Genomic DNA, 25,161 nt, shown 5'->3' on the forward strand with positions numbered 1-25,161 from the left:
AAACATGAAAATTAATAAAAAAATGTACTTAATGACTATATTGTTCGTAATCATATCTTGCATAAGCTGTAATAGTGATAATTCAGACGACAATAATACCGATGATGAAGTAGTAACTGATGATGATGGTGTAACTACAGGAGACTACTCTGGTACAGCTTCTGTATCGCAAGGTCTCGCTACTACTGTAACAGAGAACCTCTATCCTGCAGGTCAGCGTGTAGCAGGAATTGGCACAATCACAGCAACTGATGACTCTGTTTGGATCGTACCAGCAGAAGTAAATTATACCGATAGTTCCTTTCCATTTGCTCCTGACTTATCTAATCCTGATGGTACCGAATATGCTTCGGCAGCAGAAGCATTGTCTGCATTTGATGACAGCAATATTGTCGAAATAGATGCAAGTGGTGAAATCATCACTGGATATATTTTTTCTGACAACTATTTTGAACTCTATATAAATGGAGTTCCCGTAGGAAAAGACGCCATTCCATTTACACAATTCAACTCTCACATTGTAAAGTTTAGGGTGTCTAGACCATTCAAAATAGCAATGAAATTGGTAGATTGGGAAGAAAATTTAGGTTTAGGTTCTGAAAATAATCAAGGGAGTGATTATTATGCTGGTGACGGGGGTATGGTAGCTGTATTTAAAGATGTTTCAGAAAATAGTATTGCCACAACAGGCAGTGAATGGAAGGCACAAACATTTTACACATCTCCTATTAAAGATTTAAGTTGTCCTACCGAAAATGGAACCACAAGAAGTACCTCAAATTGTAATACCGATAGCGAAAATGATGGAACTTCATTTTATGCCTTGCACTGGGAGTTACCAGAAACATGGATGAATGAAGATTTTGACAGTACCGATTGGCCCAATGCAACCACCTATACAAATGAAACTATTGTTGTAAATAACAAACCCTCATACACCAATTTTACCGATATATTTGATGACCCCGAAAATGATGCAGAATTCATTTGGTCGACTAACGTCATTTTGGATAATCAAGTAATTGTAAACTATACCGTTCAATAGAGTGATTATAATTTTTGATATGAATTTTTATAATAAAAATTGATCAATGGCAAGTTTTCTATAGCTATGCATATAAAACCCCTATAATTTGATGGGAATATATAAACTTTCTGAATTCATTTCTTATAAAACTTGATAAGAATAAAGTGGGCTTTAGGGTTATGAGTTTAGTGGTTTCATCAAAGGCATCAATGAAAACTTGCTTTTTTGATATTGTCAAAAAAAATCAAATATAATCCAACAAGAGTTCTTTTTAGAAATTATTTATTGGTGTTAGAGTAAGCTTTCTAGCTGCATTAATTAGTATGTGTAATGAAAAACTCTCTATTAAAAATAAATTTTAATAGAGAGTTTTTAGTTTTAATTTTACGTGGTTGCAAATTATTTTCTTATCGAAAAATGCCTATCATCTCCATCAACATTCAAATCCCAAACTGATGCTCCATTAAACCACAATTTATCAATGGCCAAGTAATTTTCGCTTTTTAAAAACCTACATATAAGAGTATCCTCATCAATATTATTCCATTTCACAAAAAATGTCGCTTGATCATCTTCGTATGAAATATCGGCAAATATTCTTAATCGATACGCTGTTTCATCTTTTATAAGTTTAAGTTTTCTAGGGTATGTTAGATCCTGATCATAGATCTCAATTTTTTCATCTCCGTTTTTATAAAACAACTTGATTTCTTCAAAATCATATCCCTCGGGAGTATTTGGATCAAGAAGGTCTATTAAGTCTATGTTTTTTACTGATATATCTACAGCTATATCGACATTTTCGAACTGATCAGTCTTCTTGTCTTCATCTGTACAACCTATAAACATCAGTATTGGAAGTATAAAAAAATAATATGCGTTCATAATTATGGTCTGATATTAATAATCATTTCTTTTTTGTATTGATAATCTCTGGTTCCGGGACTCCAATCATTCCAATTATAAAATCCATTTTCTGAACCATCCCAACCCCAATTCATATGCAAATAGTAATAAGTAGAGGTACTATATAAGTTTCCGTAATCATCATAATTACATCTTTTATATTTTCTAAATCCATCACTAACCCAAGCATGTCCATTACTATAACTTGATGAACACCACCACAAAAAGCAATCCTCATCTTTGGTTCTATATCCACTTAAAATCACAGGTCGTCTCCAACGAATTTGCTGGATAACATCATCACGATCAAATCCGGTATAACTTACACTTTGATATCCAAAGTTAGCCATAAGTGCAACAGCTGCATTATTCATATTCGCTCCCGAAGTGGTACACGTATATTCCATAGAAACAGCATTTCCAATATCCCTCATTAAGATAGCCGTTGCATTAGAACCCGAGTTATCAGGCATCGCGTCCCAATTATAATTAGCGGGAGATTCATGAAATCTCATAACTTGGGCCATTGCTGTAGCAACACATCCTGTTGGTGCCGTACCAGTAGTACAATTTTCAAACTGAACTAAGTCATTATACAATCCGCCTTGCCCCCATTCTGTAGTCATTAAAGGACCTACGGTTTCTGATGAATTTTGACATGATGGATTAGGATCTTCACATTCTGCAATTCTAGTAACGGCAAGTGTAGCTTGCAATTCACAAATATTCCAAGCCTGAGCAACAGAAACTGTTTGCTCTTCATCTAATATTCTGACATCATGCACCATATCTGTGGTTTGAGATAACCAGTGTATAAGTCCACTAGGCATATCATCAGAATTAAAGGGGAATTTCTCATTATACGAGAAAGCTCGGATCGGTTCTAACCGATTATCCGCAGAAATCATAATATATCCCCCATCTTGATAATTAACAATATAAAAAGAGGGATCACCGTTTTCATCTGGTACTTCTAGAACAGCCTCAATATCCTTAAAAGTGCTAGGAACTTCAGATGATTTTACATGAGAAATTTCAATATCATTTATTACAGGATACTCAAGAACTGTTGCTAATGATTTTACTTCGGCCAAACCTACAAAATTTTTTGATTTTTGTACTTCTGAAGTTTCTAAAGCTACTACGACTTCTTCACTATTAATGATTTCTTCTTTTTGACAAGAATAGAACATAAAAACAGATGATAAAACAATTAAAAATAATCTTTTTTTTCTTTGTGATCTTTTCATTTAGTTAGATTTTAGATTTTAATAAAAACTTTAACAAAAATTACCCTAAAGTTGTGCATTCTTATTGTTTGGTTATTAAGGCAAATTCTTGATATTTAATGATGTGTATGAGTTTCTAAAAATGCACTACACAAGCTATAATCAATATTATATTACGTGAGTATTCACGTAATCGCAAAATGATGTGGGGAAAAAAGGCATTGCATTTAGGGGTACTATTAACACAATGAAAAGTATAATGTGTATTCACATTATTGTTATAGATAAATCATTTAGGTATTATACTAAATCTGACTAGCTATTTTTTCTATACCTTCTATACTTATGACGCAATTTTTATTTTTAATAACACGTTTTAAGAGTTTTTTTTAAAAAAAACTTAGTTTATGTTCTTTTGAAGTAGTGTACTGTGGTCATATTATTCATCGTTATAGAAACTCAAACAAGTCTAAGTAAATACAGATGCTAAGTAGCCATAAACGTTGTAAAACTCGAAAAATAAACCCCTTTAAAAAATTAATTTTAAAGGGGTACATTAATGTTAAACGAGTTAGGTTTTGTAGATAATAATCTCCTAATCCGTAAATTTTGGTTGAACTATATAAGGTCTTAAAACTAGTTTACTTTTTTTCAATAGACATACTAAACTACGTGTTACTCAATGCATCTATCTCTTCGAGAACCTTTTGAGCCTCTGCATATTTAGCATCACTTTCTGATCTATTTACAGTTGACAACTCATGCCATTGACTCATCAATTTTTCATATTTTTTCTGTAATACTTCTGTCCTACTTTTTTTCTTAAATAATCCGAGCATATGTCCTTATTTTTATTTATTAAAAACCTAATTATTAAGATAGTTTTGCAACTCTACTATTTTATTAGGTCTATTAAATGCTCCCCCGTAATAACAAGTAACTGTAGAAGAAGTATCATCCTTAACTCCTCTTGAAGAAACACATAAATGTTTGGCATCAATAATAACGGCAACATCTTCTGTTTGCAACACTTTTTTTAACTCTACAGCTATTTGATTTGTTAACCTTTCTTGTACTTGAGGCCGCTTCGCAAAATACTGCACTATTCTATTAAGTTTAGATAAACCAATTACCTTACCAGAGGAAATATAAGCTACATGTGCTTTACCAATAATAGGTACAAAGTGATGTTCGCAATTAGAATAAAAGGTGATATCCTTTTCTACCAACATTTGTTGGTATTTATACTTATTATCAAACAAAGCTACTTTTGGTTTATTTTTTGGATCTAACCCAGAAAAAATCTCATCTATATACATTTTAGCAACTCTATTCGGAGTTCCTTTGAGAGAATCATCAGATAAATCTAAACCCATAACATCCATGATTTCTGCAAATAAATGAGCTATCCGCTCTTTTTTCTCTATATCAGAAATGTCAAAAGCATCTTTTTTCATAGGGGTTTCGAGTCCGGTACTGATATGATCATCACCAATCTCATCTACAGAAAAACCATCTAATTTGTAACCATTGGGTCGTAACAAAGTTTCAGTCTTTAGTTTCATTAATTTTCTTTTTTTAAGAGGTGAGGTTGCTATTTTTTGTCAATGACAAACAAAATTATATGAGCTTTTAGGATCAATTTTATTCATTAATAAGCCCATTTGTTGGTCCTAACAGTTCAAATCTACAAAAATGTTTAACTTTTAACCATATCAGTTAAACAAAAATTAACATAGTACTATAAGCTTTTCTTATAAAGTATTTGAACATTTTGAATATCAGAAAAGTCTGTGGTTTGAAATCTTAAACAAAAAAACTTGATCTACATGTAAATAACCTTCATCAATATTAAAATATCCCACTTATAATCCAAAATGTACACACTTATACTATTCAACTCGTTTTATAAAGTTTCATTCCTCAAAAGCACCAGATATTAATCGAATATCATCGTTTATTACTTTGTACTTATTACCTCTAAAATCTTATAGGTAACTTTCTAAAAAAAGAAAAACAAGGTATACTGTACTCTCTGCACAGAAATAATAAGAATCACAGATCATGAAAAAAACACTTATTAAAATAGCAAAAAACCTGGGAATACAAATTGCACCATCTCGTATAAAAACGGATTCAATTCAAAAAAAAGATGTTGTTAAACCCAAAACTAAAGAAGCAATATCAACAAATAAGAAGGAGAATTCTAATTTCAAAAAAAAGAGAGCACACCTGAAATTACGGTCTACACTTCTTAACCTAATTCAAACTATCAAAAGTATAAACATAATCAACAAAAAAAACATCAAAAAAACCAACCCTATTGAGAAAAAAATAGCATTTGATAAAAAGTACTTAGATCGATTAGCAAAGCTTAACCAAGAATTACCCTTTCTAAAACAAAGGACTGTTCTTAAAGGGAAAACGGTAAGAGAGCAGGCTATTATAAAGAAAACCCGTAAAAAAGTTCAAAAACACACTAAGAATTCTCGAACTATGAATGATCCTCGCCTATTTCCTTAATCAAATGATTACTCAGAATGCAGCGGATTCAGATCATATAAAGAAAAAGCAACTACAAAAATAAATATGCTTAGTAAAGTACATAAATTATCTCTCTAACTAAATGACACTAATAATCTAAGTAAAACAAAAAAATATGGAGTAAATAACTCTCTCCATATTTTCGGTTTACTTAGATACAATAAATCATGTAAATAGTGGCTGTTAGCCTCTACGATTTTACTACATTCCTCGATTTTGATTGTTCCTATTTCTATGCGGTCTATTAGCATTGCCTTGAGCGTTTCCTTGATTATTCGCTTGAGCATTTCCTTGGCCAGGAAGCTGAGGTAAAGGCCGTCCTTGAGCATTTGGATTTCTCTGAGCATTTACGGGCATTGGCGGTGGAACTGGTGCTATCTGACCTATTTGCGGTGCTAGATTTGTTAGCATTCGTGCTATAGCTATTTCTCGTATTGAATCTAAAAAAAGTACATGATCTGATTCCCTACCTTCTGTCACTTCTCTCTGGGCAGTCTCTAATGCTATTATTCTGTTATTTACCCTATTTTCTATATTATTTAGTGATCGCAAAAGTGCAGCGGTATTCGGTACCGGAAGATTCTGTGCTTGCAGTCCTGCTACTCTATTTTGTATCTCTGTTATTACTCCTGTTACTATTTGTAATTGTGAATTTGCAGCTTGTAATCTTTCCTCATAAGGTAAGGGCTGATATGTCTCTATTCGATTTGAGATAACATTATCTGGGTTGCCAAATTCATCGTTTTTCTTTTTTTTTGCCATAATTTCTAAGATTTATAATTATTGATTACTACTCTTTAATTATTACCTGTTAAGCGCCCAGACATTTTTGTAAAAACATTTTGATTTATAAGCACTTACTATACATTCGGATACTATCAGTAATAAATTATACGCCTAAATTATCATGAAATAACAGAGTCTTCTAATACGAAGTAATAAGTGGGTGTATTTGTGTAATAAGTGGTTTACTTTACTACCTTTTAACGGTTTATGAAGAATGTGTTATGGTTCTTAATTTGGTTATGTATACTGAACCACATTCTATTTTGCAGAAAACTTGATTTACTTTCCTTATTGATAACTATAACTTGCTATATATACCTAGTTTTACCACTTATTACTTCAAACTCATCACTTATTGATTTATAGCTGTAAAAAAAGCCGATATATTTTACTTTTGAATGAAATTACTGGTAACAAACAAAAATGTTTTTTGCCCCTAAAACTTAAAATCAAATGAAAAAAGGTACTGAAATTGAACAAATTAGTTTAGAAAATGAGTTGAGATTAAAATTAAAGAATGGCAAAAAAGCGCGTATAGTCTTGATGGATTCTATTAGTTATAGGGAGTTTGAGGCAAACATTGCTAAGCGTTATCCAAAAAAAAATGGAGTTGAACGTGTGCAATTAAAAGATGGCTCTTATGCACATATCATTTATCCAGAATCACCTCTTTACAAGGAAATTAAAAAGATGATAGCGGATCATAAAAAAGGGAAAACTGTAAATACTATTTCCAAAGGTTTAGAAAAACTATTGTCAGCAACACCCCAAAAAACGAATGATAAAGAGAAAGACCTTTCAAGATTTAAGGATGTACAAATTAAGAGGAAAAAGAAAACGTATCAACAAGAAGGTAAAAGTACATCAATACATCAGACAAGATCTAAAATGCCATCTTTTGCAAATTTTAGCGGAAATGATCCTGGGGATACCGTATCAAAACCTATTCAAAGAAAGTCTAATAATAAAGAAAGAACTTCGCAACATGAGAAATCTTCTTACTCTAAAAAAAGTGGTAGATCTAGAAGTCCTTTATTCTAAAAATATCTAAACATGATATAAACCTCTTACGAATTTATATAAACCTAATTTAGCATCTTGTTATATTTACAAGTAACTAAAAAAACAAAAAGTAGAGGTAAGTGTCTTAGCTAATTTTAATTCATAATTGGTATCAGATAACTTTGTAAGAAACCAAAATTTAGTTCGATAGTAACCAAAATTAATAATGAAATGGCAAAAAAAAATATAAACGAAGCACTCGAAAAAAGACTTCAAAAGTTCTCTAATGAACTGCAAGAAATATGTGATCAAACCAACAATCAGGCTATTGAACGATTGAATGACCATATGAAGCATATTGTAGAGACAACACAAAAAGATGTAAAACAAGTCTTAAAAGATAACCCCAAAATATCTCAAAATGAGTTAATAGAACTAATATCAGACAAGAGCAATGACACTACATTAACGTTTGACCTTGAAAATTTTAAAACACAACTTGCTAAAATTACTTTTGCGATAGAAAACAATAAAGATATTGTAAAGGGAGTTAAAAATGAAGCTCAAAATGTTTCAGGAAAAATTAGCGACAAATTTACCGAAGGATTAGCAAGAGTTCCTAAAAAGGTATCTAAGTCATCAAAAAAAGCCAATACGAACCGTCCCGCAGCTACCAAAAACGTACAACAAAGTAAAACAAATCCTAAACCAAAAAGATAAGTTTTTGATGGTTCAATGACGACAAAAACTTATCAATAACTTAATTAGAACTGTCTACAGGTAGTACTAGTTTAAAGCATTTTAGCGACACAAAAATATCTCAGGAAATATACCATTATAACATTCCTAATCTATCCCACACATTTTTCTCATATCCTTAACCAAAACAAAGGAAGTCAAATCAAATCTATATTCTTACAAAACTTGTTTTTTCTTTTATCTGAAGCCTTTTTTTAACTAAAAAATATGGTAGTTTTGTAATTAAAGTTTTTCCTTTCTTATGAGAAAAGATCATTTATACTTACTGACTTTTATTGCTATAACCGTTATTTTTTTGATTGTAGCTTCTTTTAGTGTCAAACACTTTATTATGGAAAGTTCGGATCAGTTGATAGTTATTCAACTTGAATCTGGTAAAAGAGAGGCTGATGAGATGTCTCAAATGATAAGCACACAATTATCTGGCGGAATCAAACTGGATACTGTTAAGGTTAATATTCAATCAGCAATAGAAAAAACACATGAAATGACTTCATTCGTTTCTGTAATGGATTGGTCTGGCAAACAAATTTGTCATCCCAATATTACCAAAGTAGGCGAAATGGTTAATTCTGATCAAAATTTACTTGATGCTCTAAAAGAAAAAGATCGAGCCAATAAATTGTACGAAATATTAGTCCGTAAGAAAAAAGAAACGAATTCTATTGAGCCATCAGAAATTGTGTATCTCTCTCCTGTCAAAGGGACAGATCTGATTGTAACCTCTAACTTCAATTTGGATAAAATCATTACCCAAACGGGACTCCTCAAAAATAGATATTATCGTATCCTGTTTTTAATGGGTGGATTCATAATACTATGTTCTTTCTTTGCTGTACGAACCTTAGGAAGTTTGTATGAAAAACAATTAGAATTAAAAAATACTGCTTTAGAAAATGAATTATTTAGTCTATCAAAACTAAATAAAGACCTCATCGAGCATCAACAAAAAATTATTGAGGAGAAAACAAGTGTTGACCAATCGCAAGATCAAAGTATTGAAGAAAAAGCAATACCAGAAAAGAAAAGAATACTTACCTATATCAGAAATGAGTTAGTACCTATTTCTACAAACCAAATTTCGTATATCAAGTCAGAAAATAGCATTACTTATATTTATGGTATTAATGGTAAAAAGTCAACCACTAGTTTAAGTTTGGATGAATTGTATAATACGATTGATAAGTCCTTATTTTTTAGGGCTAACAGACAATTTATAATAAGTATTTCTTCTATTGATAAAATTGTTAAATACGGAAATAGTCAGCTTAAAATTTTAATTCAGAATAGTTCGGATGTAGAAATTATTATTAGTAAAAATAAGGCTGCTGAGTTTAGACAATGGCTAAGTATTTAGCAATTCAGAATAAAAAAAATACTAAGCTACAACTTCATTATACGGTTTAGAAATATCATAAGCACTCATGTTAAACTAATTTCTAGACAGGTATCCTTTGTGCATTTAGAAAACACATCGATAGTCTTACATAATAGCGGGAGTTGTAATAGATTTTCTACTTAATAAAGTAGTTAAATGCTAGTATTGTCACCAAAAATATGATTAAAATTAAAAAAATAACTTCAACATCCCTTCTTGTTCTGTTTTAAGAGCTATTTGGGCATTGATACGCTATACTACGATATCTTCTCAGGTATAAATACAATTAAAAACTAAGATTCTGCATTTTATCTTATTTCATAACTATACTTTCTTTCTCATCTAGGAGAACGCATAAGAAGCTCATGCTATTTCTTTATGATAATTACATTTATTACTTCAAACACACCGGTTATTACTTTATGATATGACGCCATGCATTTATAGATTTACTTTGTATGTATAACAAGTAGAAAAAGGTTAAAAGATGTGTGTACAAAAACCGTAAACCTCTTTGTTATCAGATGCAAACCCATTTTTTTGGTTACGTAAAAACTTTATCCATTGTAGTATTAAAAACATATCATTATGAAAAAAATAATAAGACTATTAGCTGACTTTTTTAGAGGAAAAAAAGGTGCAATTACTGAAAAAAGTTTAAAGAAAGACAGAAGAGAACTAACCAAAGTCATTAGAGAAGCTCGAAGAGAAAAAAGAAAAATGACTAGAGAGTTAAAAAAATTAAACCCCAACGACATCGGTACTCGCGCTACCATTCAAGAAGGTATTGATCTACAACAAAATAACATAGAAAAACATGAACAATTAAAGGACAAAGTTAATGTTGCGATAAAAGAACTGAGGGCTGAAAAAAAAGAGACAAGAATTCAAAAAAGAATTAATAGGCAAACTAAGAAAAACAGAAAATCCCTAAAGAAACTGAATAGCGAAAACACCAGAGCTCTCAAAGAATTTGGACAGGAAAAAGACAAGATGCAGAGGAACTTAGAAAAATTTAAGCAAATCAACAAAGACTTTTCTACAGAGCTTAAAAATAAGGTAGGTAGTAGACAAAAAAAGCAACGCTCGTCATCGGTTCGAAAAAAGGCACACTCGACAAGAAAAATAAGTTTTAAGTAATACTAGTTCACTTAAAAAGACAAAGCTACTTCTCATTTATATACCTATATAAATGATTGTTTTTGATAACAATACTCACAAAAGAGGAGCAATAAAGTACAAAAATGATGAAATGAACGAAACTTACTATGCCATTTTAATTCATCATTGTATAAGACGAATAAATTAAACATAAAACTAGTTCTGACATCATGTACCCTCAAACTAGGATAAAAAAAAATATCGGAAAATCCCGATATTTTTTTGTTGACTATTAATAGCACTTAACTATATGAAATTACAGTATCCTTCATAAAAACTTTGCTATCAATTATGGTTCTTATTTTATGCCTAAAAAGTGAAAAAGAGCGTCTTTTTTACGCTTGGCAACAGGTACTACATCTTGGTTATTCATTTTCACATACACTCCGTCTCTTTTTTGAACGTTGATGATATTATCCATATTTACCAAAAACGAATTGTGAATTCTAAAAAAGTTATTGTTTATTAGTTTTTTTTCGTACTCCCCTAAGTTTATACTTGCAACAATAGTTTTATCTTTTGTTGATGTATGAAATGTGGTGTATTTACCTTCTGATTGTAAATATAAAATATCCTCTATTTTTATAATTTTCACCTCATCTATTGACGGAATAGCCAGTAAATTCAGTGGTTTTGATGAGATATTTTTTTCCTCAGGTATTTCATACACAGCTTCTTCATCAAACATTTGTTGTTTAACTTTTTTAACTACGTCAACAATATTTTTGGACTGAAGTGGTCTTGTGATAAAGTCTATATGATTATTGGTAATCAATTGTAATCTCTGTTCTTTTTCTGTCGATATCAAAATTAATTTCTTGCCCTCAATCCCATGAGAAGAACTTTGTAACATTTCGAATGCATAATCGATTCCCGATTTGAGTCCCAAAATGATCATATCATACGTAGTATTATTGATTACTTTTTTTACTTCTCTAGGATTTGTACCTACAGTAGTAATAGTAATACCCGAACACTGTTTTTCTACTACGTTTTTTATCAGTCTGGCTTCTGCCATATTCTCTTCAATAATAATAGCTGTAAGATTTTTCATTTGGACACTGTTTTGTTTTTTAATAAAAGTCTAACTCTTTCACTCCCTTATGATCGCGGCGTTGATCTATTGCCAGTCTAATTTTTTCTGTAAGATCAGCGCCTCCTTCTACACCTCTCAAAGTATAGAATGGGTCTGTACTATCAGATGTTATTAAAACGATATTTGACAATCCAAAAATTCGCAATAGAAGGGGTTGTTCTAATTTGATATCCTTTACTCTATACAGCTCTAATTGATTTGTAGTAATAGATAAAATGCCTCGCTGTTCTATAATTCTCTGATCCGTAATTTTTAACTTGTTCAACTTGGTATCTAGGTATTTCCACAAAGCCAAAATCAAACCCAAACCAAAAGCAACAACTAATACACTACTAGCTAAATAAAATGTAAAATTTATCCATTGAGAAGGAGTCCCTTCCCATATTTTATTTTCTGTTTCCATCTTCTTATTATTTTGGAATGGTTACCGGTTTAGATTGCAAAAGGTAGTTTTCTATGAGTAGCCCATGTGGATTTTGATTTGTTCTTGATACATTGTGCAATACAAATTTGGCTCTAAAATCATTGACAGTTTCTGCTTTTTGATCTGTTCTCGACACTTTTAGTTTACCATATAACTTGGCTTCATAAGGAGTAACCCTATCATTGATCTTTATTGAATCAATATCTATGCTTTGAGTAAGATTTTGACTTACAATCTTAGCCAAATGCCCATTGGCCTGTAAGGTTTGATAAAGCTGCTTTCCTGATCGACCTGATAGGTATAAGGCTTTATTAATTCGTCTTTCGTAATTAAACTGATCTATTTCCCAGAACCCTTTATGAAACATTTTAATATGATTCATAATCTCTGGTTTTCTAAATTCGTCTACTTCATTAAGCGCAATACCTTGCATCATGGCCGCTTGACCATCTTTAGTCAATACAAATGCCGTGTTTTTAATAGCGTTGGTGGTCACAAATGCCCAAACCATACTTCCTACCGAGATCGTAATAGATATGATTAAGCAATAGACTAAGGATCGTTTTGCCAAGGCAAAGCTTGCGGGTATATTTTTTAAGGTTTGTAAATCCATCATGTATGTTTTTTATAAGTTTTTAATATGTTTTTAAAGAAGGGTCATCCCTAAAAATTAAGCAAGGGCTCTCCTATCCCCCATATATGGGCGTATTAGGTACCTCAATAAATGAGGGTTTGTTTACTATTTAATTTTTGGGATAGGTCTTCCTTAGAATACTGGATGACCCTTGTTATAATCTACACGAGCTAAACTACTATCATGTATGTTTTAAAAATAGATAATTAGAGTATCTTAGATTGTATCTGTTGCCGCACTTGGTAAGAAAACATTAGCAATTAAAGCTACCAATCCGAAAATGGCTAAACCAATAATAAATCGAATAAAGTTTTTCTGAGCTTGTTCATTTCCTTGCATATACTGAATAAATATTAAGAACCCTCCTGCAATTGAGAAAATACCCACCACTGCATTAAGTATGGTTTTTATTTGATCACCCCAAGTTTCTATTTGTGCATTTATATCATCTGATTGTGCAAAAGTCGGTGCGATATACAATACAGTCAAAAGAAGCGTACAGATTAATTTAGGGTTTCTAATTTTTGACGTTAATGATTTTACATCAATGTTCATTACCTTGTTCATTACTGTGTTTAATTTTCTAGTTTTCATAATTAAATTTGTTTTAAGTGATTATTATTATTTGATGTTTTATTTTGTTTTTAATAATGCTGTTATGGGTTGATCTACTTGTACACATTTTATACTTGAGTTATACTTTAACAAAGTGCTTAACTCTCCCTTTTTTGGATATTTCTTTTGAATTTTCACATATATAACTGCAGTAAGAATAAATACTAATGATCCTAAAAAAGAGGCAAATACGGTAAACAAAAAGGCTAAAAAGCATCCTGCTATTATGACAATAGTCATTAGATCAAAACCGCCTATTACTGGTTTTTTTTCGAGTACTTTTGGTGTTTTATATTCCATAGGTTTTGTTATTTATTTTCCTTGTCTTTCTGTATTATCTTTTGATGTTCCTCCTTTTTTACCTCCCCATATTTTTGGACTTATTTTATTGTAATACAATTCTCTCCCCGCAAAATGGAAATACCCATTACCATCACTATCTCCACTACCACTTACCAAAAAGTTAGCATATTTAGGAACTTGAATTATAAATAAGATCATTACAATTTGTAAGACCACAGAAAATAGAGGTTGAGAAAAATGCGGTAACTCTGCCTGATTAATCAATACAAGAATGGCCTGAAATATTCTTAAAATAGGGATCCAGAGAAGCACAGCTAAGAAACCGAAAAACCAACGTTTTAAAATTTCAAAATTTCCAGGGATTAAAGAAAAAGGTAAAACTAATATCCCAATAACAAAGTAAATAGCCTTTAATAACACCTGCCTCATTAAAATATAACCTGTTATTACTAAGGCTATTATTTGTATGAATAAATGAAATATCTCCAAGAAAGTTGACAGCTGTAATACTTCATAAATACTAAACTGACCGTTATCATTTGTTGATTCATTCTTAATTGTTGTAAGCTGAGCATTCGCTATATCTAAAAAATTATCGAGGTTAGAAATATTTAGCGTGGTCATTACTGCATTATTCGTTAAAGATGTAACGAGGTCAACAGGTTTAATTAATAGAAAATCAATAAGGTGCTGATATAGAACTATAGCTGCTAATATCAGAATGGGTTTTACTAAAATTAAAGGATCCATATTTTCTGAAGGATTTATAAAATATTTGATTACCCTCACTCCTACTAATACCACCATAAAGATGGATGCCAGAATAGAACAATACGGAATTAATATATCTACTAGATTGTCTACGCCCTCGAATATTGAATCACTGATGGCCTCTATTGCTTCTAATATGTCCATGTTATTTTTTTTTAAAATTATTATTTCGCAAAAATTCTGGTTACTTTCATTTTTGCCTTGATCTCTTTGTCGATTTGTAGAATTTTGTTTTTTACAGTTACTATGCGAATTAGTAATTTGAGGTAAGCCGTATATACATGCCCTGTACCTCCACTAATTAATACTCCTCCGCCCAATAGTAAGTTCTCTTCCTGCAGTTTTGCTAAATATCCCTCTTCAGTTTCTAAGGCCTTTTGATATCGTGTCAAGCCATGTCCTATCCCAAAAGAAGCTATTTTTAGCGTACTTATGTTGGCGTTAATATCGCTTATCTTAGAACTCAGGAATACAAATTGAGCTTGCACAGCACCAACTACTAATGTGTTAGTTTTAAAATTTGCAAGAACGTTGCGCTTACTGTCATAATCTTCCTCTGTGTCTTCTAGATCCTTGATTAACTCGCCTTGCCTTTTTCTTAAGCTCAATTCGGTACCTAACAAACCAGCTATTGTCGTTTTGCTACCAGCTACTACAGCATCGGCAATAGAAGCACTTTGACCCATCACGGTAGTGCACAAAAGCATGCACAGAATTTTAATACTTTTCATTTTCTAAGGTTAAATTGATTACATTTTCTAATGAAGAAAGAACCAGCAAAACACGTTCTCCTTCAGGAATGGGATTATCCTTATTCAAATAGCCCGCTATTTTATCTCTTTCTGCATTTAACTTTTTGCTAAAACGAAATTGGATTATTGCATTCTTAAAACCAGATGAAGGGCTCAAAGGGTTAATCTTCGGATATTTTTTCTGTATATACCCATAGCTATTATATCCACGTGTACTACTAAAAGCAGAACTACTTACAAAGGTTTTTAAAGAAGTTTCTATAACATCAAATTGTTCATTATAGCTGTTCAACTCTCTAAGTTGCTCCTTAAATATTGAGCTTACAAGTGTAATACTTGCCTTGTTCGTTAACTCTTGTCCTGCCAATGTTGTATTAGAAGTATTGATATTATCATAACTAGGCTGCGAAAGAATATCGTTAAAAGAGCCCGAGACATTAATTACGACCTGAGCACTCCCAATACAAGAGAGCATTAACAGCCACATACTTATGATATTTTTTATATGTTTAAAATATTGTTTCATATTCTCCTAATTAAAAATTCGATTATACAATGTGGTTTGTTCTATACTATCCTCTACAACATCCAGAACTCTGTGTATTTCTATTAGAGACTCCATCATATTTTGTAACAGATTCATTCGTTCACCATAAATCACTAAAACGCTTTGTTGTGTATTTGCTTCACGCTGCATCGTAGTAAGCATTTTTTCTATAAATGATAACATTTTGGTATTCTCTTTTTTCCTAGAGTAGCTAAGTATACTAAGCGAAGAATTTCTTGTTTTTAACTGATTATATCTTACGAAAGAGGCGTTAATCTCATTAGATATTCTATTAGTAATTGCTTTTGAAAGTCCTAAGAAATAGGCTTGTCGCTTGATATAATCAAACCTAAATGCTTCTATTTTATCTCTATTTTCCTTATCTTCATTTTCTAATTGTTTATACAATATGAATGCTCCAAATGAACCTAATCTAGAGGGGTGATCTGTTAATTGTGCTTGCATAACCGATACTCCCATAAGTATGAATAACCAGCATATTAATTTTGTCTTCATCTGATTGTTTTTTTTGTTAAAATGAGGCGATCCTTTGCTACAACTTTATGTGAATATTATAGAGCAATCTCAATTTGTTTTAACTGATTATACATGTCTGCAAACTCATTGAAATTGATAATTAAAAGTCCTGCTGCCGACATATACAATGTTTGTCTGGCATCTCGGTCATTTTTTGAGAACTCCCTAAGTAATTTGCTCCGCAAACGATAAATTTCTTGCCGTTTGGATGATTTTATTTTTGTAGTACTAACAGATTGTAATGCCAGTAATAATGCCTTATCCATAGTTATCATATCCAAATACTCTCGTTTTGCAGAGGTCATATAGGGTAGTCTGGGGATTCTTGTAAATGCCGAGGCCCCTAAGCTCAACACTGCAGAAGTACCGGCGCCAGCAATAAAACTGCTGCTCTTGTCGTATTGATTCTTAGAGTATTGTAATTCTATCTGTTCTTTATGATCTTTTAATGCATCTTCTAACTCTTTATTTGAGATCCCTAAAGAAGCATTCCTACCACCTACTATACCTATTAAGGTTGCCAATTTTCTTCTGGTGGTGGCATCATTATTATTAATGTGTACATGAACAAATTGCCCAAACGTTGTCTGTACTACTAAGAGAAAGAAGACTAGTATATATATTGTTTTCATAGGTTTATAATGTTAGTGTTATCTAATAATCAATCGTGTATAAAAATTATCTTTTTCTGCCTTTAACTTTAGCAGTTCCAGTTCCTTTAAGATGGTATTTGTTATAGCGCTATATTTTGCCATGATTTGCTCCTTTACCCCTTTATTTGCCCTATTTTTCATGGGAACATTTACTAACTGTAATATTGTCTGATGTGCATTTTTCAAATAATTATATTTATTGGTACACTTTGCCTTTTTAAAAGGATTGAGATAACTATTGCACATTGAACTGTAATCCAGATAATTAATAAATGCACTAGTTGCAGAATTAAATCTAAAATTTGTTCTTGTTAAGTTTTCGGTTACAGCTAAAGCGGATAAACTAGTATAGTCTATTGTCGTTTTAAGGTTTTGTTTTTGAAAATCTTTTGCTGCCGGTTCCTCCAAAAACTCCCTAACTAAGGCCCCTTGATCTAGATACGGAATTTGAGTATAACCATAACTAACACACATCATAGCAACTATATAAAACAGTATATGATTCTTTTTCATGGCTATATCACTTTTGGGTTTAATAACTCTTCTCTTGGAATAACAATAGTTGCCGATCGACCTCCGTTGGTTTCGAAAATATCAATGCTTAGTTTTTCTTTTTCATTGAGCATAAACTTGTCGAATATCAAAGTGATGTTTTGATCACCATTACCGGCTATCTCAAAATTGTCAGAACATATTCCTGCAGGATGAATCACACGTTCTTGATATAAATAATCCTTTGCAAAACGCTTTTTCAATTTGGTTCTAAAAAGGATATGGTCAATATCAAAATCAATAGTAGATTCATTTTTGAGTTCTAAACGCAGCCCTATCTTCTCTTTGATATAGAAAATCCCAGTGACTCGTACTCTGATATCTCCTGATTTATCGTTTTTGAGATGGATTTTATTATTGTAATTTCTATCCAACTGGCCGCATAACTCTTCTAGCGCTTTTGATTCTTCCTCTTCTTTTTGAGCTTCATCTTGTACTGCATCTGCAAATTCTTCTGTTCTTTTTACCTTGTAGGTTAGATTTTGTAATACTCTTTTATAAGCCAAAATAAAAGAGTAATATCCCCCATCTTTGGTAATTACTGTTAGGTTAGAAAGCTGTGTTCTTGCATCTATCAATTCTTGACCTATATGTTTCAATTTTACCATCTGCTTTGTAGTATCAGCTGCAAAAAACGGAGAGCCAACATCTAGATATTCAATTTGTTGGTTGAATAACAAATGTGTTGTTTTGATATCAGATACTTGTATAGTATCTAGCTTTTTTAGAGCAACCAAATGGTTCTGACTGTTCATCGAGCTATTAAGTCCGACTACTAATGTGATTAAAAGAATAAGTTGTTTTTTCATTGTGTTTTTATTTTTCAAGTTTTTCTACAAATTCTGTTAAGGCTAATTCCATGTTGTTTTTCTCCTTATAGGTGTCAAAAATGACTTTGTTTTCGTCTGCATTAGAAGAGTAACAAGCATATCGTTCTGGAGAAACAGCTACCTTATATACATTAGACACACTCCCTACTTTGATAAATACTTCTCGCTTATCTGTAGAGAATAATTTTTCTAAATCTGATTCGCTAAAGGACAAATATTGAGCAAACTTGTCTTTGGTTGCCATTTTCTTTTTGTGCGAAAGCAAAATCATGGTGTCTGTATTATTAATCATTGCCGGTCCCGCTGGTGTATCCAAAATATCTTCTACATCCTGTGTAGCAATGGCTACCTCTCCGTAAAACTTTCTCACGGTTTTGTATAAATATTTGATAAACTGAGCCATCTCTCCTTTAGAGATTGGTTTCCAGCACTCATCAATAAAAATTGATTTTTTAGCTTCTGGTATTTTTCTGATCTTACTCATTACCACATCAATACAAAGCATTGTTACTAGTGGAAATAGCACTGGATGATCTTTTATATTATCCATTTCAAATACAATGAAGCGTTCTTGTACTAGATCAATAGGTGTTTTAGAGTTTAGTATTTTACTGTATTTACCATCATAAAAATCTCTAAGAGAAAGTTGAAAGCTTATTTTATCGAAATACTTCTCTTCATTGTCCATTACATGATTTTTATCAACAAACTCATAAAAAGAAGCCATACAAGGATACTTCTCTCCTCCTATCTCGAAAGACTCATAATAGGCATCTAGGTACAAACCTATGATCTGTTTTTCTTCTCTTCGAAATGGGTCATCACCTTTCCATAAAAAGATAATCAATGAAGTAAGAAATATCTTTTTGTCATTATTAACCTCATCAATATGATGAAAGTGAAAGGGGTTGAATTCTAAAGGAACATCTGGATCGTATGCATAGTATTGCCCTTTTACCAAATTACATAGTTTCTTATACGAATTACCTATATCAATCATGACGATATGATGTCCTTGCTCGTAATACTGGCTAGCGATATGATTGATCAAAAATGATTTTCCGGTACCTGATGGACCAAAAATTAAACGGTTTCGATTAACGATCAATCCTCTTTTTACGGGCTCGATCCATAAATCTAATCGCACAGGTGCTCCGTTTTTGCGATCAGTAAGCAATATCCCATCTTTGTTACCCTCATAATAACTTTCAAAATTTAATAAAATGGGAGTTTGCTCTGATATACCAATAAATTTGTACAACTCAGGAATTCCTGTACAGGCCCCCGGGATATTAGCAAAGAATAAATCTTTTAGTGAGTTTTTAATTTGGTAAGGAGCAATCGATAATTCTTTAAATGCGTTTTCTAATTGGTTCTTATGGTTTTCGAGTTTTTCTTCATTTATATCCCACAAAATGATATTGAAATGCTGATATACAAAACGTAATTCATTTTCGATTACTTCATTTACCAACTGATCGATTTGATTATAGGTTACTTCATTTTCTTTGGACAAAATCGCCAAACTCTTAAATTGATTTAATTTTGTTTTTAACTTCGAAAATATCTTCTGCGAATTCTCTATATAAATAACCTGATTATAGATATGATCGCATTCTAAGCCTAGACAAACTGGTTGGATAAATGGAATCTGAAAATCAGTTTTTTGGGTAGAGAAATCGATGTTCTTCTTGGTCGTTTCTATAGTTAACGGCAATTGATTATAGGAGCTAATCGCATACATCTCTGCAAGTTTATTACCGACTTTAAGTTGTTTATCAAAGAATAAATCCTGTAATGATTGCTGACCATCTTTAGATAACGAAATATACTTTCCTAATACTTCTAAGATAGTCTCAGAATTTAAGGCATCTACCTTAAAAAACTCTTCTTTAGCAAGGAAAGAAATACAAGTATTTACTACCTGGATAAAGTCTTTAACTTCTTCCATATACTTAGTGTATAGCTTTGCGTTACTAGAAAGGCTAATTTTGCTTTTAGAGTCTTTGGTTATAAATAAATAACACTCATGACTTAATGTTGGTTTTTCATAGAAAAATTTATTATCACTTCTGGATAACATCAAATCTCCTTCGGTTACTGCTTCTTTTATTTTATCGACAAAAAAGTAATCTTGTTTTTGGATAATGGTATTCTCTGGCAGTGATCTGATGATCTTATCAAATAACTGGTTAATTCGGTCGATTGCTTCTCTATCTAGCGAATAAATTTGTGGTAACTGTAATTTAAACCCTAAAGTAATATCTCCATTTTTAGAAATGATCATGTCATCCTCTACCGCATAGATTGGAAATATTTTTTGTATTGTATCGCTTTTCATCTTATTTCGTTTTTATATTAAGCCATAAGTGATATTTCTTAGGCATAAAGACTCTTCTTTTTTCAAAGACCTCATTACCAATTTCTTTTGCTGCCGAGAGGATGGCTATATCTCTAGCTTCGTCAAGGTTTACTCCTGTATCACCACTACCAAAAGTAGAAGCCTGTGTTCCTTTTTGATACGCATAATCATATACATCTTTGGTCACTTTTCCGGGGATTTTTGGCCATGTTCGATTATCTAAGTGTATGCCCTCTATACCATCAAAATCAAACATTGTAAAATTGAGTTGGTACAATTTATCTCTAGTTTTATAGCTGGTGATATTGATTAATAATCTGTTAGTCCCAAAAGATACTCTACCGTAGACTACCGCTCCTTTTGGAATTAGTACTTGCGGGGTGCTAATACGTATTTCCTTTTTGGTGCGTATAGCAATAGTACTTCCATTTACTAGGACCCCATCATCTACGGTTTCTGCAGGAATTAACCCAAGTACTTTGTCTTCTCCTTTTGACGATTGTGCTCCATGAAAAAAGTTTTGTGATTGAAATTGGGTATTAATTTGACTTGCTATTTTTTGGCTAACACTTGTTCCTATATCCGTGATTTTTTCTGGAGTAAGTGGTTGACCGTTCTCATCAAATTGAACCTGAAAATTTGGTATTCCTTCTTGACTATATTGACTGTAAGCAGCCAACAGTTTTTGTATTTCTTCTGCTTCAGCAGCATCACTTTCTGAACGAGCAGGAGCTTCAGCTTGTGCTAATAACTGCTCTTGTAGTGCCATTAATTGCCTTAACTCCTCATCTTCAGCTTCTTTTTGATATGATTGTGCCGATCTACCCTGTGATTGATGCCCGCCTTTTCCCAGAGCTCCTAATAGATTGTTCCCTTCTTGTTCTTGTCCAGAATTTTCTCCAACAATTAGTGATTCTTCTTGTACAATTTCTTGAGCTTCTTTGCCTACATTTCCGAATCCTTTTACTACATCATTTTTTCCAAAACTTTTCAAAGATTCTCTATCATAATGTTCAATTTTTGATTTGTTCTCTATTTTATCTTTGATTACTTCGGGTGTGCTTATCGATAATTGATTTTTTCGAGTCTTGGTCTTTTCGGCAGGAAATACGACTATTTTGAATACTACAACTATGAGTATTAAGCAAGCTATTCCTACAATGGCTACAATGATTTTCTTTTTTTTGTCCATAATTATTTACTGTGTTGCGTGATCTATTTTTTTAAACTTTGTTATTTGAATGTTCTCTGATAATGCCTTTCCAGATACGCATCGGGTCTAGTTTTTTGTTGTTTACACGTACCTCATAATGCAAATGCGGTCCTGTAGCCAGTCCTGTTTCCCCAACAAGACCAATAATTTGCCCTTGCACTACAGCATCTCCTTTTTTCACTAAAGAAATCCACAAATGCGCGTAGAGTGTTTGCACTTCTGCAAAATGAGCAAGTAGTATATAGTTACCGTATCCTTTTTGGTATTCTGATTTTTGTACAATCCCAGAAGCAGTGGCCAATACTGCAGCTCCTTTTGGTGCCACAAGGTCAATCCCTGCATGTAGTTTGTTTTTATGTAAAATGGGATGTTTGCGATATCCAAATGGGGATGATATCGTCTTAAAATCCCCTTTTGCTATAGGAAAGTGCGTAGGGATGTTATTAATATTACCTTCTGCAACCTGTTTCTCTGTATTTTGTGTATAGGCTGTCGTATAACAAACAAGCAAGATGACTGTAAATAGTTGTCGGTATATATATAATGTTTTCATGATAGTGCGATGGTTTTAAAAGTTTTTATTTTCAGAAATCAGGTTGCTCTATATCTTCCTGTTTGTTCTCTTCATACTCAGAATGAGCTTCTTCTAATTTTAATAGTTCATTTTCTATTAAAATATCTATCTCTGCTACGATTCGATTAAAATTGCCGTCTAAAAGGACATCGATATCATTGTCATCTCCTATAGTAAGAGGAATGGGATCTTTGATTTGATCTGTACGTTTATCTACTTTGATCTTTCCCCTAAAAATCTTCCTGTCTATTTCTTCTCCGAAATTATCTGCAACTACACCTACAAATTCTCCTTGGGATAATTGTGAAATAGTAGCTACAGGAATTGCATATTCTAGATTTTCATTAATACTGTAGGAAGTGGTATTTGTATCTACAGAAATGTTTTTTAGTTTTTGTTTCTTCTTACCGAATATCTCTTGCAGTTTTGAAGCGGTTTCACTTCGAACTGACCCACTAAAAATATTTCCAACGATATTAAAAATCGTAGCTGCGACCTCATTACCATAATCTCGTTTTAATTGTTCTAGATCCTGCATTCCTATAGTGGTAGAAATTTTATTAGATCGGGCAGTAGCGATTAGGTTATCTAACCCCATAAAATACATAGTAGGCAACTCATCAATAATTACCGAACAAGGTTGGCGTCCCTGCGTATTAATTTCTTTAAGTATTTGTGTCGAAATCAATCCCAATGCAGGAGAGTTTGTAGTTTGTGTAGCTGGCGAATTGGCAAGTACAAACAAGCTTGGTTTTTCGGGGTCATTAATACTCAGTGAAACATTTAGTTCTGGATATACATTATTACCCATTACCCAAAAAAGTTCTTTGGTTGCTAATTGTGATAACGGGATTCTAGCAGAAGCCGTCTGACCCGATAGTTGCTCGTATGCTTCCTTTTCTAAGGCATCTGCAAAAGGTGTCATAAAAAATTTGAGTTCGGGATAAGAACTAAAAATCTTAAAAACCTTTTCGTCAGAGCATGATGCCAATGTTATTGCATGTGGCAATGTGCAATACTTACCATCTTCATAAATTTTAAGAAAGTAAATGCAAGAAGCAAAATATGATATTGCCGATTGTGCAAAAAAGTCCTTTTTGGTGATCCATTCTTTATTAAGATTGTACAATACCGTTTGTGCAGCCTCAATGGCATCAGCCGCTTTACGAATAAGATCAGGGCTTAGTGGATTTACAAAACTAGAGCGTTCAATATCATCTAATGAAATTACATTAAACGCAGGTTCTATTTTATAAAGGTCTTTGTAATATTGATAAAATGCGTAGGTCTCTTTGGCCAATGATGGAAACTTAAAGTCATAGACCAACATGGTAAATTGCTTTTTGATATGTTGTCTGATATACTCCTCTATTACAGAGTATGATTTCCCAGAACCAGGAGTCCCTAATACCATTGTTGCTCTAAAAGGGTTGACTACATTGACAAAACCGTTATCTGTTTTAAAGTTTACAGAATACTGGTTTTCCATCACACCTTTTTCTTGCTTAAAAATCAGGTTTTCTTCATTAAACTCGTCTTTACTTCCGAAATAATTAAAATGTCTTCGAATCATAAAGAGTGCCCATACATAACCTATCGCGGCAATTGCAGTTAAAGCCAGATTAGGAAAAATGGAAACTGGTAACTCACCCGCTATGATAAATACTAAAATGCCTAAACCCAGAGCGACATAATAATAACTATTTCTAGTATCGTTCTCAGGTTTCTTTTTTACATGAAACCCGAAAGACGCAAAAGAAAATATTCCAAGAACAACACTTCTATTAAAAAAAGAGCTTTCAAAAACAGGAGCTATCTCATATAATTTGATAATGGTCTTATTAATATATTGGTTTGCCATTCCTATATCAGAGAAGTAATCAAAATGATGCGCATAAATATCAATTCCCACTAATAGTATGCATAGTAACATTGTTACCAAAATGATCATATCTATAGAAAATTTACTGTCCTTCATTGTGCTACTTTTTTTAGGTTTTATTTCTTTTTTAGTTTGGTATAAGGAGTCATCGAATTATTAATAAGACGTTCTCCTTTTGTGTATACGTTACCTATGAATTGCATATCGACTTGCAGCTGGTAATTGCATTAAAAAAGCTTTAAATTTCTCTTGTTTGATTGTTTTTAATAGGCTGATAAAATTCATAATAATTAGATTTTAGATTGTTTCTTATTTCTGACGCAAAGTAACGTCAGACAAGGGATTGAAACACTAACAACCTATGTGAAGGGGAAAAAATATGGATGAAAAGGAATATTTCTGGCTGGATGAAATGATTTTTTGCAACAAAAAAATCGCTTCAAATTACATCGTATTAAGAAGTGGGTATTCTAGAGAATTTTCGTACAGATTTTAATGTAAATAGAAACTACCACAATGACAAAAAGTGGTAGTTTTTTCTAAAAATAGAATTGTATTCGTCGTTATTTTATATTTAAAATGTATATGGATTTTAGAAATCCCTGAGAAGATATTCGATAGGTA

Annotated in this window: 27 protein-coding genes; 6 read left to right on the forward strand and 21 right to left on the reverse strand. The window is 32.1% G+C overall.

Features of this window, described 5'->3' with window-relative positions:
• Positions 1–4: 4 nt before the first annotated feature.
• A complete protein-coding gene (locus tag DZ60_RS0109140) occupies positions 5–1,045 on the forward strand; it encodes a hypothetical protein (RefSeq protein WP_152537402.1) in 1,041 nt (346 codons plus the stop codon).
• Positions 1,046–1,426: 381 nt separating this feature from the next.
• On the opposite strand, the gene DZ60_RS0109145 is transcribed toward DZ60_RS0109140, so the two are convergent.
• The 4 genes from DZ60_RS0109145 to folE form a co-directional block, all read right to left on the reverse strand.
• The gene (locus tag DZ60_RS0109145) at positions 1,427–1,912 is read right to left on the reverse strand and encodes a hypothetical protein (RefSeq protein ID WP_025741785.1); all 486 of its coding nucleotides are present in this window, start codon (positions 1,910–1,912) and stop codon (positions 1,427–1,429) included.
• A gap of 2 nt (positions 1,913–1,914) precedes the next feature.
• Positions 1,915–3,183, reverse strand: a complete 1,269-nt coding sequence (locus DZ60_RS0109150) for a C10 family peptidase (RefSeq protein WP_025741786.1) — start codon at positions 3,181–3,183, stop codon at positions 1,915–1,917.
• Positions 3,184–3,830: 647 nt separating this feature from the next.
• The gene (locus DZ60_RS24865) at positions 3,831–4,001 is read right to left on the reverse strand and encodes a Lacal_2735 family protein (protein ID WP_034229235.1); all 171 of its coding nucleotides are present in this window, start codon (positions 3,999–4,001) and stop codon (positions 3,831–3,833) included.
• Between the two features lie 27 nt (positions 4,002–4,028).
• On the reverse strand, positions 4,029–4,727 hold the full coding sequence (gene folE, locus DZ60_RS0109160) for a GTP cyclohydrolase I FolE (RefSeq protein ID WP_025741787.1): 699 nt from the start codon (positions 4,725–4,727) through the stop codon (positions 4,029–4,031).
• A gap of 499 nt (positions 4,728–5,226) precedes the next feature.
• Here folE and DZ60_RS0109165 point away from each other — a divergent pair, with 499 nt between their 5' ends.
• The gene (locus DZ60_RS0109165) at positions 5,227–5,685 is read left to right on the forward strand and encodes a hypothetical protein (protein ID WP_025741788.1); all 459 of its coding nucleotides are present in this window, start codon (positions 5,227–5,229) and stop codon (positions 5,683–5,685) included.
• A 222-nt stretch (positions 5,686–5,907) separates the two neighbouring features.
• Here DZ60_RS0109165 and DZ60_RS0109170 read toward each other — a convergent pair whose 3' ends face one another.
• Positions 5,908–6,468 carry a hypothetical protein gene (locus tag DZ60_RS0109170; protein WP_025741789.1) on the reverse strand — a complete coding sequence of 187 codons (561 nt, stop codon included), beginning with the start codon at positions 6,466–6,468 and terminating at the stop codon, positions 5,908–5,910.
• A gap of 477 nt (positions 6,469–6,945) precedes the next feature.
• Between DZ60_RS0109170 and DZ60_RS0109175 the strand changes: the two genes are divergently transcribed.
• The 4 genes from DZ60_RS0109175 (at position 6,946) to DZ60_RS0109195 (ending at position 10,771) form a co-directional block, all read left to right on the forward strand.
• Complete coding sequence (locus tag DZ60_RS0109175) at positions 6,946–7,533, forward strand: hypothetical protein (protein WP_025741790.1); 588 nt, start codon at positions 6,946–6,948, stop codon at positions 7,531–7,533.
• 192 nt (positions 7,534–7,725) lie between these two features.
• Positions 7,726–8,214, forward strand: a complete 489-nt coding sequence (locus DZ60_RS0109180; protein WP_025741791.1) for a hypothetical protein — start codon at positions 7,726–7,728, stop codon at positions 8,212–8,214.
• 280 nt (positions 8,215–8,494) lie between these two features.
• Positions 8,495–9,610 (forward strand): LytR/AlgR family response regulator transcription factor, encoded by a 1,116-nt coding sequence (locus DZ60_RS0109190; protein ID WP_025741792.1) that lies wholly within the window; start codon positions 8,495–8,497, stop codon positions 9,608–9,610.
• 609 nt (positions 9,611–10,219) lie between these two features.
• Positions 10,220–10,771, forward strand: a complete 552-nt coding sequence (locus DZ60_RS0109195; RefSeq protein ID WP_025741793.1) for a hypothetical protein — start codon at positions 10,220–10,222, stop codon at positions 10,769–10,771.
• 319 nt (positions 10,772–11,090) lie between these two features.
• Here the strand turns inward: DZ60_RS0109195 and DZ60_RS0109200 are convergent, their stop codons facing one another.
• The 16 genes from DZ60_RS0109200 to DZ60_RS0109275 all read right to left on the reverse strand — a co-directional run bounded on the left by DZ60_RS0109200 (position 11,091) and on the right by DZ60_RS0109275 (position 24,633).
• On the reverse strand, positions 11,091–11,846 hold the full coding sequence (locus DZ60_RS0109200; RefSeq protein WP_025741794.1) for a LytR/AlgR family response regulator transcription factor: 756 nt from the start codon (positions 11,844–11,846) through the stop codon (positions 11,091–11,093).
• Between the two features lie 19 nt (positions 11,847–11,865).
• Positions 11,866–12,291: a PH domain-containing protein gene (locus DZ60_RS0109205; protein ID WP_025741795.1), complete on the reverse strand. Its 426-nt coding sequence runs from the start codon at positions 12,289–12,291 to the stop codon at positions 11,866–11,868.
• A gap of 7 nt (positions 12,292–12,298) precedes the next feature.
• Positions 12,299–12,928, reverse strand: coding sequence for a hypothetical protein (locus tag DZ60_RS0109210; RefSeq protein ID WP_152537403.1), 630 nt, complete (start codon positions 12,926–12,928; stop codon positions 12,299–12,301).
• 234 nt (positions 12,929–13,162) lie between these two features.
• Positions 13,163–13,540, reverse strand: coding sequence for a DUF4134 domain-containing protein (locus DZ60_RS0109215; protein ID WP_025741797.1), 378 nt, complete (start codon positions 13,538–13,540; stop codon positions 13,163–13,165).
• 39 nt (positions 13,541–13,579) lie between these two features.
• Positions 13,580–13,861: a hypothetical protein gene (locus DZ60_RS0109220; protein ID WP_025741798.1), complete on the reverse strand. Its 282-nt coding sequence runs from the start codon at positions 13,859–13,861 to the stop codon at positions 13,580–13,582.
• Positions 13,862–13,873: 12 nt separating this feature from the next.
• On the reverse strand, positions 13,874–14,779 hold the full coding sequence (locus DZ60_RS0109225) for a hypothetical protein (RefSeq protein ID WP_025741799.1): 906 nt from the start codon (positions 14,777–14,779) through the stop codon (positions 13,874–13,876).
• A gap of 20 nt (positions 14,780–14,799) precedes the next feature.
• Positions 14,800–15,366, reverse strand: coding sequence for a hypothetical protein (locus DZ60_RS0109230; protein ID WP_025741800.1), 567 nt, complete (start codon positions 15,364–15,366; stop codon positions 14,800–14,802).
• The gene (locus DZ60_RS0109235; protein ID WP_034229241.1) at positions 15,353–15,913 is read right to left on the reverse strand and encodes a hypothetical protein; all 561 of its coding nucleotides are present in this window, start codon (positions 15,911–15,913) and stop codon (positions 15,353–15,355) included. The genes DZ60_RS0109230 and DZ60_RS0109235 overlap by 14 nt, the downstream gene beginning before the upstream one ends.
• 6 nt (positions 15,914–15,919) lie before the next feature.
• Positions 15,920–16,450 (reverse strand): hypothetical protein, encoded by a 531-nt coding sequence (locus DZ60_RS0109240; RefSeq protein WP_025741802.1) that lies wholly within the window; start codon positions 16,448–16,450, stop codon positions 15,920–15,922.
• Positions 16,451–16,506: 56 nt separating this feature from the next.
• The gene (locus DZ60_RS0109245) at positions 16,507–17,103 is read right to left on the reverse strand and encodes a hypothetical protein (protein ID WP_025741803.1); all 597 of its coding nucleotides are present in this window, start codon (positions 17,101–17,103) and stop codon (positions 16,507–16,509) included.
• 18 nt (positions 17,104–17,121) lie between these two features.
• A complete protein-coding gene (locus tag DZ60_RS0109250; protein WP_025741804.1) occupies positions 17,122–17,637 on the reverse strand; it encodes a hypothetical protein in 516 nt (171 codons plus the stop codon).
• A 2-nt stretch (positions 17,638–17,639) separates the two neighbouring features.
• Complete coding sequence (locus DZ60_RS0109255) at positions 17,640–18,485, reverse strand: DUF4138 domain-containing protein (RefSeq protein WP_152537404.1); 846 nt, start codon at positions 18,483–18,485, stop codon at positions 17,640–17,642.
• A 7-nt stretch (positions 18,486–18,492) separates the two neighbouring features.
• Positions 18,493–20,847, reverse strand: coding sequence for a TraG family conjugative transposon ATPase (locus DZ60_RS0109260; RefSeq protein WP_025741806.1), 2,355 nt, complete (start codon positions 20,845–20,847; stop codon positions 18,493–18,495).
• Position 20,848: 1 nt separating this feature from the next.
• The gene (gene traM / locus DZ60_RS0109265) at positions 20,849–22,060 is read right to left on the reverse strand and encodes a conjugative transposon protein TraM (protein WP_025741807.1); all 1,212 of its coding nucleotides are present in this window, start codon (positions 22,058–22,060) and stop codon (positions 20,849–20,851) included.
• Between the two features lie 31 nt (positions 22,061–22,091).
• Positions 22,092–22,634: a M23 family metallopeptidase gene (locus DZ60_RS22795; protein WP_025741808.1), complete on the reverse strand. Its 543-nt coding sequence runs from the start codon at positions 22,632–22,634 to the stop codon at positions 22,092–22,094.
• 31 nt (positions 22,635–22,665) lie between these two features.
• Entirely contained in the window at positions 22,666–24,633 is a 1,968-nt protein-coding gene (locus DZ60_RS0109275) for a type IV secretory system conjugative DNA transfer family protein (RefSeq protein ID WP_025741809.1), read from the reverse strand.
• Positions 24,634–25,161: the final 528 nt, after the last annotated feature.

It is taken from the genome of Aquimarina pacifica (assembly GCF_000520955.1).
In the GTDB taxonomy this organism is placed as follows: domain Bacteria; phylum Bacteroidota; class Bacteroidia; order Flavobacteriales; family Flavobacteriaceae; genus Aquimarina; species Aquimarina pacifica.

Coding starts and splice junctions, on each gene's coding strand:
- DZ60_RS0109140 (WP_152537402.1), top strand. CDS start 5: ATGAAAATTAATAAAAAAATGTACTTAATGACTATATTGTTCGTAATC.
- DZ60_RS0109145 (WP_025741785.1), bottom strand. CDS start 1,912: ATGAACGCATATTATTTTTTTATACTTCCAATACTGATGTTTATAGGT.
- DZ60_RS0109150 (WP_025741786.1), bottom strand. CDS start 3,183: ATGAAAAGATCACAAAGAAAAAAAAGATTATTTTTAATTGTTTTATCA.
- DZ60_RS24865 (WP_034229235.1), bottom strand. CDS start 4,001: ATGCTCGGATTATTTAAGAAAAAAAGTAGGACAGAAGTATTACAGAAA.
- folE (WP_025741787.1), bottom strand. CDS start 4,727: ATGAAACTAAAGACTGAAACTTTGTTACGACCCAATGGTTACAAATTA.
- DZ60_RS0109165 (WP_025741788.1), top strand. CDS start 5,227: ATGAAAAAAACACTTATTAAAATAGCAAAAAACCTGGGAATACAAATT.
- DZ60_RS0109170 (WP_025741789.1), bottom strand. CDS start 6,468: ATGGCAAAAAAAAAGAAAAACGATGAATTTGGCAACCCAGATAATGTT.
- DZ60_RS0109175 (WP_025741790.1), top strand. CDS start 6,946: ATGAAAAAAGGTACTGAAATTGAACAAATTAGTTTAGAAAATGAGTTG.
- DZ60_RS0109180 (WP_025741791.1), top strand. CDS start 7,726: ATGGCAAAAAAAAATATAAACGAAGCACTCGAAAAAAGACTTCAAAAG.
- DZ60_RS0109190 (WP_025741792.1), top strand. CDS start 8,495: ATGAGAAAAGATCATTTATACTTACTGACTTTTATTGCTATAACCGTT.
- DZ60_RS0109195 (WP_025741793.1), top strand. CDS start 10,220: ATGAAAAAAATAATAAGACTATTAGCTGACTTTTTTAGAGGAAAAAAA.
- DZ60_RS0109200 (WP_025741794.1), bottom strand. CDS start 11,846: ATGAAAAATCTTACAGCTATTATTATTGAAGAGAATATGGCAGAAGCC.
- DZ60_RS0109205 (WP_025741795.1), bottom strand. CDS start 12,291: ATGGAAACAGAAAATAAAATATGGGAAGGGACTCCTTCTCAATGGATA.
- DZ60_RS0109210 (WP_152537403.1), bottom strand. CDS start 12,928: ATGATGGATTTACAAACCTTAAAAAATATACCCGCAAGCTTTGCCTTG.
- DZ60_RS0109215 (WP_025741797.1), bottom strand. CDS start 13,540: ATGAAAACTAGAAAATTAAACACAGTAATGAACAAGGTAATGAACATT.
- DZ60_RS0109220 (WP_025741798.1), bottom strand. CDS start 13,861: ATGGAATATAAAACACCAAAAGTACTCGAAAAAAAACCAGTAATAGGC.
- DZ60_RS0109225 (WP_025741799.1), bottom strand. CDS start 14,779: ATGGACATATTAGAAGCAATAGAGGCCATCAGTGATTCAATATTCGAG.
- DZ60_RS0109230 (WP_025741800.1), bottom strand. CDS start 15,366: ATGAAAAGTATTAAAATTCTGTGCATGCTTTTGTGCACTACCGTGATG.
- DZ60_RS0109235 (WP_034229241.1), bottom strand. CDS start 15,913: ATGAAACAATATTTTAAACATATAAAAAATATCATAAGTATGTGGCTG.
- DZ60_RS0109240 (WP_025741802.1), bottom strand. CDS start 16,450: ATGAAGACAAAATTAATATGCTGGTTATTCATACTTATGGGAGTATCG.
- DZ60_RS0109245 (WP_025741803.1), bottom strand. CDS start 17,103: ATGAAAACAATATATATACTAGTCTTCTTTCTCTTAGTAGTACAGACA.
- DZ60_RS0109250 (WP_025741804.1), bottom strand. CDS start 17,637: ATGAAAAAGAATCATATACTGTTTTATATAGTTGCTATGATGTGTGTT.
- DZ60_RS0109255 (WP_152537404.1), bottom strand. CDS start 18,485: ATGAAAAAACAACTTATTCTTTTAATCACATTAGTAGTCGGACTTAAT.
- DZ60_RS0109260 (WP_025741806.1), bottom strand. CDS start 20,847: ATGAAAAGCGATACAATACAAAAAATATTTCCAATCTATGCGGTAGAG.
- traM (WP_025741807.1), bottom strand. CDS start 22,060: ATGGACAAAAAAAAGAAAATCATTGTAGCCATTGTAGGAATAGCTTGC.
- DZ60_RS22795 (WP_025741808.1), bottom strand. CDS start 22,634: ATGAAAACATTATATATATACCGACAACTATTTACAGTCATCTTGCTT.
- DZ60_RS0109275 (WP_025741809.1), bottom strand. CDS start 24,633: ATGAAGGACAGTAAATTTTCTATAGATATGATCATTTTGGTAACAATG.